Source organism: Niastella sp. OAS944 (genome assembly GCA_024809215.1).
In the GTDB taxonomy this organism is placed as follows: domain Bacteria; phylum Bacteroidota; class Bacteroidia; order Chitinophagales; family Chitinophagaceae; genus Niastella.
The window spans coordinates 2,325,687-2,337,115 of sequence record JANUBW010000001.1; the positions used below are offsets into that span (position 1 = coordinate 2,325,687).

General features: G+C 45.1%; 7 protein-coding genes. 3 read left to right on the forward strand and 4 right to left on the reverse strand.

The genetic code is table 11. The features are described from left to right. Positions 1-7: 7 nt before the first annotated feature. Positions 8-2,866, reverse strand: coding sequence for a TIM-barrel domain-containing protein (locus GGD38_RS08970; RefSeq protein WP_375298340.1), 2,859 nt, complete (start codon positions 2,864-2,866; stop codon positions 8-10). A 422-nt stretch (positions 2,867-3,288) separates the two neighbouring features. Between GGD38_RS08970 and GGD38_RS08975 the strand changes: the two genes are divergently transcribed. Then, positions 3,289-4,059, forward strand: a complete 771-nt coding sequence (locus tag GGD38_RS08975; RefSeq protein WP_375298339.1) for a MerR family transcriptional regulator — start codon at positions 3,289-3,291, stop codon at positions 4,057-4,059. 58 nt (positions 4,060-4,117) lie between these two features. Here the strand turns inward: GGD38_RS08975 and GGD38_RS08980 are convergent, their stop codons facing one another. Together GGD38_RS08980 and GGD38_RS08985 are read right to left on the reverse strand one after the other, a co-directional pair. Next, positions 4,118-6,013, reverse strand: coding sequence for a monovalent cation:proton antiporter-2 (CPA2) family protein (locus tag GGD38_RS08980; RefSeq protein ID WP_375298338.1), 1,896 nt, complete (start codon positions 6,011-6,013; stop codon positions 4,118-4,120). A 1-nt stretch (position 6,014) separates the two neighbouring features. Next, a complete protein-coding gene (locus GGD38_RS08985; RefSeq protein WP_375298337.1) occupies positions 6,015-6,623 on the reverse strand; it encodes an NAD(P)H-dependent oxidoreductase in 609 nt (202 codons plus the stop codon). Between the two features lie 100 nt (positions 6,624-6,723). On the opposite strand from GGD38_RS08985, the gene GGD38_RS08990 reads away from it, so the two are divergent. Next, complete coding sequence (locus GGD38_RS08990; protein WP_375298336.1) at positions 6,724-7,104, forward strand: hypothetical protein; 381 nt, start codon at positions 6,724-6,726, stop codon at positions 7,102-7,104. A 42-nt stretch (positions 7,105-7,146) separates the two neighbouring features. On the opposite strand, the gene GGD38_RS08995 is transcribed toward GGD38_RS08990, so the two are convergent. Continuing rightward, positions 7,147-9,288 carry a carbohydrate-binding protein gene (locus tag GGD38_RS08995; protein ID WP_375298335.1) on the reverse strand — a complete coding sequence of 714 codons (2,142 nt, stop codon included), beginning with the start codon at positions 9,286-9,288 and terminating at the stop codon, positions 7,147-7,149. A gap of 436 nt (positions 9,289-9,724) precedes the next feature. On the opposite strand from GGD38_RS08995, the gene GGD38_RS09000 reads away from it, so the two are divergent. Continuing rightward, on the forward strand, positions 9,725-11,428 hold the full coding sequence (locus tag GGD38_RS09000) for a DNRLRE domain-containing protein (RefSeq protein ID WP_375298334.1): 1,704 nt from the start codon (positions 9,725-9,727) through the stop codon (positions 11,426-11,428). Position 11,429 lies beyond the last annotated feature (1 nt).

Genomic DNA, 11,429 nt, shown 5'->3' on the forward strand with positions numbered 1-11,429 from the left:
GTTTAACTTAACTACGGTTTATGATCAGTTTTTTTCCTTCGTAACTCACTTCTTTACCTGCACCGGCACTTACATCCAATGCCATTGCTTTAGCCGGTGTAATAATGTTTACCCGAATAGTTCTTTTTTGTAACATGCCTTTGAACGTTCCGGTGCGATCGCCAATGGTGACCGTTTTTGTGGCTTCGTTATATTTTATTGGGATGATTGAAAACGCACCTTTTTCATAATTATAATTGGTGCCTTCATCTTCATACAAATCAAATGAGGCATCGGCGCCGGTATATACATTCAGCGTAATGGTATCGGCCGGTTTTTCTGTAGTGTATTGCAGTTCGGGACCAAAGGGAATTATAGAACCCGCTTTTACGTATACGGGCATACGACCGTATGGCGCATCGGCAGTTATTGTTTGTTTTCCTGCATACCATTTGCCGCTATACAGGTGGTACCAGCCAGCGCCCTTAGGCAGGTACAGCTGGCGGTTAGTTTGTTTGTATTCACAAACCGGGTTTATTAATAATGCCGGCCCAAACATATACTGATCGTCGATGTTCAGCACAGCGGTATCGGCAGCAAAATCCATGGCCAGCCCGCGCATTATAGTATAGTCATTATGGTAAGCGGCGCCTGCCAGTGAATAGATGTAAGGCATTAACCGGTAACGCAATTTATCGTAATACAAAAAGCTTTCATAGGCCGGGTGCGTTTCGGGCGCCAGGTTAAATACTTCGCGAAACGGAAACTGGCCATGCGAACGGAATAATGGAACAAATGCGCCAAACTGCGACCACCGTGTTACCAACTCCCGCCATTCTTCCAAACTTTCGGCATTGGGTTTTTCAAATTTCTCCGGTACTACAAAACCGCCTATGTCCATGGTCCAGTAAGGCAGGCCCGACATAGAGAAATTAACACCCGCGGTGATCTGCGCCTTCATATCGTGCCAGGTAGAACCAATATCGCCACTCCATATGGCGGCAGCATAACGTTGTGAACCGGCAAAACCCGAACGGGTTAACAGGAACACGCGTTTATCGGGATCGGTTGAACGCTGGCCTTCATAAATGCCTTTTGCGTTTTGCAAAGGGTACGCATTTAAATATTCTGCCGCACTGCCCAATGCAACCGGTGTCATTTGCAGTTTTCTTTTTTCGGGACTTACATTTGAAAGTATATCGGGCTCGCTGGCATCCATCCACCAGGCATCAATGCCCTTGGTGTAGATCTTCTTATGAATAAGGTCCCAGAAGTTCTTTCTTGCATTTTCATTAAAGGCATCGTAGAAGGTTGAAACATAGCCTTTGCCTATCCAGTCGCGTTGGCGATCGGCAATATTTCTCTTATACAAAAAGCCGTTCTTATCAAACTCATTATATATTGAAAGACCTTCATAGAATTTTGGCCATACCGATATCATCAATTTGGTGTTGTATTTTTTATGCAACACATCTATCATACTATCGGGCGAAGGAAAACGGGTATTATCAAAATCCTGACTGCCCCATTCTGCTTCGCGCCAGTAACTCCAGTCTAAAACAATATTATCGATAGGTATTTTTCTTTTGCGGAATTCATCGATGGTAGTAAGTATTTCGGCCTGGGTTTTATAACGCTCGCGGCTTTGCCAAAAACCCAATGCCCATTTGGGAACAATAGGCGCTTTACCGGTAAGGTTGCGATAACCGGCAATTACGGCATCCATGTTATCGCCGTAAATAAAATAATAGTCAATCTGTTTACCCGCTTCGCTACTAAAACTAAATGCATTCTGTTCTGCTTTTGTAAGCGGTTCCTGCCATTTTACTGCTAAGTACGATTCGGCGCCTTCGGGTATCCATTCAATACGAATGGGCAGCTTTTCACCACTTTTAAAATGCAGCGGTAATAAGGCGGGGGCCGGGTTCCAGGCTTTGCGCCAACGATCGAGCACCAGCTTTCCGCTTACCCAAACTTTTATGGTTCCGCCGAATACAAACCTCAGTTTATGCAAACCGGCGAAATTACTGCTCATGCTTCCCTCCCAGGTTACCGAACCACTGGCTGGGGTAAACGCAGCGGGCAGAACGATCTTTGAATCGTTTAGGAATTCCATATTGATCTCCGACTCTGCACGTTCCAACAGCACCTCTTCAGGTTTATTTTTATTATTACGATAAGAAGCGGTAAGCCACCCCTGATCGCCATTCTTGGAATATAGTTGTAATGCTGACATTTGTTTCAGCGGCCTTACATCACCTGCGCGGGTAAGGGAATAATTGTCCCACAAAATTCCATAATTTTTACTGGACACCAGAAACGGGATCGCCACCTCGGTATTGTTCTGAAAAAAAGTAACCTGCTGGTCTTTATAGTTCAATACACCATCCTGGTGCTGGCCCAGGCCATACCATGCATCGTCGGGGGTCGATTGAAAGGTTTGGGAAATGGCGTAATACCGTTTGCCATCGAAAACCACGGGTTCAAAACTTCTGCCCAATGGCGCCTTTTCGGTTATTATTCTTTTGCCCTTACTATCGAAAAAAGAAACCACCCCGGTTTTAAGATCAACAATGGCTGAAAGACTTTTTGTTTTAAGTGTAAGCGTAGTTTTTGAGGGAACCACATTCCAGCTGAGGCCGGGCTTTTTGCTATAGGCGGTGGCCAGGCTTTGGGTAGTGGCCATTTCGCGGCCGGGTGCTGCCATTACCCTTATTATATTATCGGCAATCACTTCGAGTTTAACGGCGCGGCACGAACCGGTTACCAAACTATCGGTATAAATAATAACTCCGGTTGGGGTTGTGGTATACACCGGCGTTTCTGCCATTACGGCATTTATTACACACAAGCACACAATACCTGAAATCAGCAGTCGTAGTTTCATATTTAATGCAATACAAGCGTTAATTGATGCTATAAAACTATAGCAGTGGGTGCAAAACGGAGGGACCCAAATGTTTACAAATAGGGCACCAAATGTTAAGACAAGCTGATTTTCATCATGTTGTGTGCAAATGGTGATGAAAATCGCCGGGCTACCTGGTTAACCTTTGGTAGTATTCTTATTCGTACCATGTTCATATCATCTCCGTACCAAGTCCGTACTAAGTCCGTACCATCTCCGTGGTTATTATGGACTTGGTACTCTCTTCATACGCCTGATGTACTTAGTTAGGGTTAATGAGACCTTAACCAGGTATTGATGAATCCCTGACAAAAGTGCCGTAAAAAAAAACCTGCGATTTCTCTTGACCCTTACCTTACGTGATACCCTATTTTTGTTTTTACCAGGTATAAATCCAAACGATGGACAACTATTCTGTAAAAAAGCTCTCGAAACTGGCAGGCGTAAGCGTGCGCACCTTGCACCTGTACGATAAAATGGGCTTGTTAAAACCTTCGGTACGTACCGAGGCCAGGTACCGGCTGTATGGCGAAAAAGAACTGTTGCGTTTGCAACAGATCCTCTTTTACCGGGAGCTTGATTTTCCGTTGAAAGAGATTGGGGCTATTCTCGACGACCCTGCATTTGATATAGTGCAGGCATTGGAAGGCCACAAAAAAGCGCTGTTGGCCCGCAGGGAAAGAATAAACACATTGGTTGGTACCATTGAAAAAACATTGGTAACACTAAAAAACAACACTATGTTACAGGTAGAGGACCTTTACGAAGGCATTAGCCCCGAAAAAGTACAGGCCTGGCGAACTGAGGCCATGGCCAAATGGGGTAAGGAAACCGTTTTGGAAGCAGAAGAAAACCTGCGCAGCTTTAGTAAGGAGGAAATGGATGGGCTTAAAACGGAACTGAACGATAACATTACCGCCCGCTTAACGGCGCTTATGCACACAGACCCTAAAGGCCCGGAAGTGCAGGAGCTGATTGCCCGCCGCTACCAGATCATTTTGCGGCTTACGGGCGGACAAATAAAAATGGAAAAGCTGGAGTATTTTAGAAAACTGGGGGAATTGTATGTGGAAGATAATCGCTACACACCGGTGAATGGAATGCCCAGTATGGAACTGGCGCTTTTTATAAAAGAGGCCACTGATCATTATGTTAGTGAGCAGAAGAAATAAAATCTAAGATTGGCTAAAGGGAGGTCCTCCGCCAGTTGGCGGAGGGCTTCCCCTTTTTTTATTCAGCAATATTTTCTCTTGCACGTGCTTCTTCGCGCATGGTTTCGGGGTCCCAACTGGTATCGCCGCCCATGAAGATGTTCTGCCTGTCGCTTTGCAATGTTTCCTCCATTTCCTCAATATACTTTTTGGCTTCTACCACATAATCATCAGGATTACGAATGGCCGACAGGTGGCGCATATTGGCCTCGTCGTATTTTATAAAGTTGCGGGCAAGCCGTTTAGCGGTGTATTTTCTATACCCCAGCAGCGACATGGCATCTACTCCAACCCGCAAACTTGTATCCAGCGTTTCGCGGTAAATGTGCAGCATACCGGCGTTCATAAGATCGTAGGCATCGTACCGGTTCTTTGCACGCACCAGCATATGCAGGTGCGGGAAATGTTTCTTCACCGTTTCTATCATCTCCAACCTTTTTTCGGGCGAGTCAATAGCAATGATGATGATCCTCGCCTTATCGGCGCCGGCGGCCTGTAATAATTCGTGACGCGATGCATCGCCATAAAAAACTTTAAAGCCCATGCCCCGCAAGGCATCTACCCGGTCGCTATCAAGATCGAGGTAGGTAGCAGGAATTTTATTGGCGCGCAAAAACCGACCTATCATACTTCCAAAATGACCAAAGCCCGCAATGATAACAGGGTTCTTTTCATCAATTTCATCGGCTTCCCGCTCCTCTTTTTCATCGGTGCCCACACGTGGCAGTATTAATTTTTCATTGGCCATAATTACCAGGGGCGTTAACGCCATACTAATAGCTACTACCGCCGTCATTATACTGGTTGTTTCGGCCGATAAAACACCCTGCTGTAAAGAGAATGAGAACAACACAAACGCAAATTCACCTACCTGGGTTAAGCTGAAGGAGAAAATAAAGTTCTGTTCGGTGCTTACTTTGAATACCTTACCCAGTAGTAAAAGAACAAGCGATTTTACAGCAGTCAATGCTGCTACCCAAAGTATTATGGTACGATACTCCTGCGACACAACATGGAAATCGATAGAAGCGCCTACGGCAATAAAGAACACACCCAGCAATAACCCTTTAAACGGTTCTATATCGCTCTCCAGCTCATGTTTGTATTCGCTGTTGGCCAATACCACACCCGCCAAAAACGAACCTAATGCCGGGCTTAAACCAATCTGTGTCATTAACACGGCAATACCTACAATGATCAGCAGGGCCGATGCGGTGAAGATCTCGCGCATATTGGTCTTTGCTATAATGCGCAGCAGGGGCCGTACGGCTATTCTGCCCACAACAATTATAGCAGCAATAATTCCCAGCACAATCAATGCATGCAGCCAGGCAGGAAAACCATCGACCCAGGTTTTAGCAGCATGGTGGTCAGCGGCCTGCTCGTTGCCGGTACCCAAAGTTGCCAGCAAAGGAAAAAGGGCCAGCATGGGTATCACTGCTATATCCTGAAACAACAACACCGAAAAGGCGCTTTGCCCAGCCGAGGTCTTCATCAATCCTTTCTCCGAAAGGGTTTGCAACACAATGGCGGTTGACGACAGGGCCAGTATCATACCCAGTGCCAATGCCTGTTGCCATACAAAATTGAACAGCATGGCCACCCCTGCAATTACAATGGTAGTAAGCACTACCTGCAACCCACCAAGGCCTAGTATTGATTTACGAAGTTTCCATAACAATTCGGGCTCCAGTTCAAGCCCAATTAAAAACAACATCATCACCACACCAAATTCGGCGAAGTGCATAATGTCCTGCCCTTCTTTACCAACAAAACCCATTACAAACGGGCCAATAATAACACCGGCAATAAGATAACCCAGCACCGAACCAAGCCCCGACTTTTTTGCCAGGGGTACACATATTACGGCTGCTGCCAGGAAAACCAGTGCCGTTGAAAAAAAAGATTGATCCATACTATCTCAGGTTACTTTTCGAAATTTCAATAAGGTCATTAATACAATTGGCTTGCTCCACATCAGCTTCATTCAAATTATCGATACCCAGTTCAATGAGCAATTGCCGGTACTTTTCGCCGAATTCATTTATTTCAGCGGCATCTAATTTATGGGTGCCGGGTATCCAGAAGGGCGGCCAGTAATCCATGCTGCATAAAGTGGCAGTACGTTCAAAAGGCTTAAGTATCTCGGGCATGGTGCAATGCTGATAGCCTTCGGGCTGATAAGCCTTCATGCCTCCACCTGAGGTTATTACATTAAAAACTTTTTTACCGCTTAATGCCTTTCCGTTTTTTCCGTAGGCCCAGCCATGTTCCAGCACCAGGTCCTGCCACTGTTTTAGTAATGCCGGCGCACTATACCAATATAGCGGATGTTGCCAAATAATAATATCGTGCGAAAGCAGTAATTGCTGTTCTCTTTTAACATCTATATCAAAATCGGGGTAATGCTCGTACAGATCAATAAAAGTTACATGATCGAGCCCGCCAATATGTTTTAGCAGCGTTTTGTGTACCCTGCTTTTTTCCAGTGCCGGATGGGCAAATAATATCAGTATTTTCTTCATAATTCCTTCCCCCTTTTAATTATATCACAACTTAAGTGAAATTGCTTTTTTTTCAATAAGTTTTCTCTAACTTAACCTGTCAGCCACTACATTAAATCGTATGAAAAAAGCGCCTTCCCGTTTGCGCAAGATAATTAACAGACTGATACTTGTGGTATTGGGCGTTATTATTGTTACGCTTGCCATACTGCTTTATATGAGCCCGGGCAAAACCTCACCTATAACCGACGCTAGTGGTAATGAAATACCAAACAGTATTGCAGTTATAGAACAACCTGAGATAAACGGGGTTAAACAAAGCCTTATTATTCGTGGTGAAAATAAAAACAATCCGGCATTGCTTTTTGTTCATGGCGGTCCGGGCCTGGCCACCTTCCCTTTTATAAAAGAACCATTTAAGGGAATGGAAAAACTATTCACCTGGAAGAATATGGCGGCTCCTGAAAACATTATAAAGAAGGATGTATTGAAAATAAAATAGTCCCGGTTGCCGGGCCGGGACTGTAAACCAAATAACAGAACATTAGCGTTTCACTATCTTCAACAACTGCTGGTTGCCATTTTTAAATACGCTTATAAAATATACACCGGGTATTAATTGTTGCCCAATGTTCACTTTATCTTTTGCTACGCCCGTTTCTATTTGTTTTCCCTGTTGGTCAATGATCACATAATTAAACTTACCAATAGAGCTAATAGTGAACAGGCCACTGCTTGGGTTGGGATATACCGTGGTTGCGTTGTTCATAGCCGCATCGCTACCTGGTATGGTTGAAGTACCTTCACGCGCTACACCTGTACAACTTACCGCGGTTAAACCGCTGCCATTCACTTTAAAATAATCAATATTAGCCAGGCCGCTGGCCGAAGTGCTTTCGAGCCTGATGGTATTTTGCCCCGCAGTTAATGAACGGCTTAACGAAACTTCAACCCAGGTTGTCCAGTCGGTGGTTGCATTAAAATCAATAGTTGAAACAACTTCAGTACCATTGATAATGAGTTTAGCCGGCCGGTTACTACCGCCGCCATTTGCATAACGCCAGGCCAGGGTGTATGCTCCTGCAGTGGTTACATTAATACGCCAGGTTATTCCACTACCAACGGCATTGGTTACGTTTGAAAAACCGGTACCGGTATAACCGGCATTGTCGCTATCAACAGTACCATTTAAACTACAAAAGCCAGTGGCATTCTCCTGAATAGTTAGTCCTGTACCAACAGGGCCATTGGGGTTTTCGCCGGTAAGTGAATTAAGATATTCCTCCAGGTTCGTATAACCATCACCATCAGGATCGCTGTTATTATCGGCAACGCCTGGGTTTGTTCCATTAGCCGATTCCCAGTTATCGGGCATACCATCGCTATCTGTATCAGCAGGAGCAGTGCCTGAAGCGTAGGCAGGCCAGCCGCCTACATCTGATGGCAGATCAATAATACCCGCTTTACCAGAACTGGCGCCCACCACCGATGCCGTACCGTTTGTTGTTTCGGTTACAATGCGTGCATCAACCGCATCACGTACAGGCAGGTTGGCGCCGGCTTTTGACAGCACATCGGTATAAGCAGCTGCTGATGTTTGAGTAACAATATCATTCCCTGACAGCCCGAATGCAGAAGTAGATTTTGTACCTGCCTGTTGAGCAGCAGGAATGGAACCAAGGCTAACGCCCGTCCAGTTATCGTTGGTTTTACCACTATTGCCATTCATGTAGTTGCCATTAATATACCACACCCCTATACCAATGGCGTTGTAGCTTGGGTTTACAAAATTGATAGTTGAAGTGGCCGGCCCTGGTTTGTAATAATTGTTCACGATGTTGGTGTGCGATACGCCGCCGATAATTTCACATTCGCCTCCATAGGCGGCGCCTGTGCTTCCGCTATTGTAGATCACGTTGTTTCTGTAATCAGTTAGCGCCATAGTATCGTGCGCCCTGGCGCCACCAAAACGAATTGCCCGGCTCATTTGGTGCGCAATAAGGTTATGGTGGTACGATGAGTTTTGTCCGCCCCACACGCCACCATACCCGCGCACACCTTTTGCATGGCCGGCATTGTATAACCCTTCGCTCATAATACACCACTGTACAGTTACATTTTTTGTATCGTACATAGCGGCGCATTCTTCATTGGCCCAGCTGAACGAGCAGTGGTCAACAATAACATCGTGGCAGTTTTCCATATCATAACCATACAAACCGGTTGACAGGATGCCACCCGGCCTTGACCGTAAATAACGAATGATAACATTACCATGGTTACCACCCTGGCTGGCAACACGAGCGCCATTCATAATAAAAGAATGTCCCTTTAAACAAATACCACCACCGGGGGCAGTTTGCCCCGCAATAGTAACGTTCGACCTTTTAACTTTTATCTCTGATGTAAGATTGATGATACCACCCACACGAAAGATGATGGTCAATGGTTCATTAGGGTAAGAATCGAAAGCAGCGCGAAAGCTACCGGCCCCTGAATCGTTGAGGTTTGTGACAGCATATACCTTGCCGCCACGGCCACCGGTTGCAAAGCGGCCAAACCCTTGCGCAGTAGGGAATGCCAGTTGTTGCGCCATTATTGGCATACCTGTTAAGAGAAGGCTGCATACCCCCGCAGCATACAGGTGTGTTTTAGAAAAACAGAAAAGATTGGTTCTTTTTTTCATATAGCTTATGGTTGTTAATAAATAATCATTGGGCATAAAGAAGCCTTGCCTTTAACAACGAAGGCTAAAGACAGGAATCCTTTGATTTGCATTTATAGTAACAGCTCAGGCTATACGTAAGAGTAGGATTAGCCGGTATACTTTATAGGCTTAAGTATAACAACTGTATTGAACGAATGGCTCGTTGCTTTTGATTTCGTACTAATGGCTTGAAAATGAATCTCTGAAGCGGGTGAGATTAGAAGATGCCTTTCTTTACCCTGTAATCAGCTATGCAACAGGGTTACGTAAGTTAATTACTATTCCGGAATTATTATAAAAAAATTGCTACTACCCATGCTAAGATAGTTTACAAGTAGGCTAACCACTGGCGCGCAACGCAAAGTATAATGTAGTTACTTCATAGGAACCATCTTCTAACTTAAACGATTGCAACATGAAACTACCTTACTCCAAAATGCAGCCGTTACACATTTTACGGCAATTAGTGATCACTTCTACTTTTACTTTATTGTTATTCAAAGGCCCGGTGATGGCGCAGGTTACATTAAGCGCTACAGGTTCGGGCACCGCCTATGATGTAATAGATTCAAAAGGGTTTGGCAATGAGAACCCCGATTGTAAACACCCATCATTTGGGCCGCACGTTACCCAGGCATTTGATAATGCATTGAACAAATATGTATTTGTATTTCACAGTCATGCTATTGATGATGATGACCGTTGTACAAATGAAGACCGGGTACGTATGGAAATAAAAGGCGGTTCGGGCTCGCCTGCCGATATGCAACATACACAAGGGCAAACAGCTTATTATCGATGGAAGTTTAAACTGGATGCGGGATTTATTCCCAGCAGCCGGTTCACACACATTTTTCAGATAAAAGCCATAGATGGCGACGACGGAGCTCCATTGATAACCATTACTCCCAGAGCAGGTAATCCACAAAAAATGCAGATCATTCATAGTTCAGGCGAAGGTAGTGGTAGTTTGGGCACTGTTAAAGAAGCAGACCTGGCCCCCTTTAAAGGCAATTGGGTGGAAGCCTATGTAAAATACAAAAGCAGTGATGGCAGCGGCGGCACGCTTGAACTTACATTAAAGCGCGTAAGCGATGGTGTAACCTTGCTCACTTACACCAATAACAGTCTTGATATGTGGCGTACCGGTGCATCGTATAACCGTGGTAAATGGGGTGTTTACCGTGGTAAAGATGCTGTATTGCGCGATGAACAGGTACGGTTCAATGACTTTTGCATTACAGAAAGCAGCGCCAGTTTGTGCCCCAGTAGTATTGGCACTAACCCTAACCCCGGCGGAACAATTAATTTGAATGCCCAACACGATGCTTATGTGCGGGATGGTTCCAATGCAGGCACCACCTTTGGTTCAACCGATGCGGCCTCACTGGTAACTAAAGTAGCACCTGCAGGCCAGGCCAATAACAATCGCGAAAGCTATCTTTTATTTGATCTTGGTTCGGTAACAGGTACTGTTACCGGCGCCACTTTAAAAGTAAACGGACATACCGAAGATACAAGAGATGTCAATATTGTAGTGGGCGCCTATACCGTATCAAACACCAGCTGGACAGAAAACGCCATTACCTGGAACAATAAACCGGCATCAGCATCCAGCGCATTGGCTACTGCTACCGTTACCGATGCAACGGCACGGTATTATAACTGGAATGTATTCAGCTATATTCAAAGTGAATTAGCAGCAGGGCGTACCAAAGTTTCATTTGTGCTGAAGAACCAGCAGGAAACACAGGGCCGGTTATTATGGAATTCAAAAGAAACCGGAAGTAATGCGCCACAGTTAACTATAACATTGGCAAGCAGTGCAAGACAGGAACCAACAACAATAACACTACCTGCAATAAACAGTGCATTTAACAGTTTTCCCAATCCGTTCAGGGAAAGCAGTACCATTACATTCTCGTTGCCTGCGGCCGGCCATACACAACTGGCAGCATTTGATATAACCGGTAAACAGGTGGCGGTGTTGGTGAATGGGATATTACAAACAGGAAACCACAAAGCCGTATTCAATGCCAGCCATCTTGCTTCGGGCCTATACACATTGAAACTAACGTATAATGGCAAAACCGTTACAAGAAAATTATTGAAAGAATAGC